This window comes from Xanthovirga aplysinae (assembly GCF_009711365.1).
GTDB classification, from domain to species: Bacteria; Bacteroidota; Bacteroidia; order Cytophagales; family Cyclobacteriaceae; genus Xanthovirga; species Xanthovirga aplysinae.
Window position 1 is genome coordinate 1 of the sequence record NZ_SMMB01000062.1, and the last position, 265, is coordinate 265.

Sequence of the window (265 nt, forward strand, 5' to 3'; positions counted from 1 at the left end):
GGCCATTTACACCAACAATGCTGAGCGAATACGCATAGATAATGTCGGTAATGTAGGAATTGGTACAACAAACCCCTCCATAGACTTAGCCATTGGAGACAGTAACACGGGTTTGCAGCAGCAGGGGGATAACAAACTGGCCATTTACACTAACAATACTGAGCGTATACGCGTGGACAATGGTGGTAATGTAGGCATAGGGAAAACCGCACCCACAGAAAAGCTTGATGTTGCCGGAAAAATCAAAGCCGATGGTGTGGTCCTT

General features: G+C 46.4%; 1 protein-coding gene. It reads left to right on the forward strand.

All coding sequences use genetic code 11. The annotated features are described in order from the left end of the window. Nucleotides 1-265, forward strand: a 265-nt coding sequence (locus E1171_RS22980) for a hypothetical protein (protein WP_222931254.1), incomplete at both ends; no start/stop codon positions are given.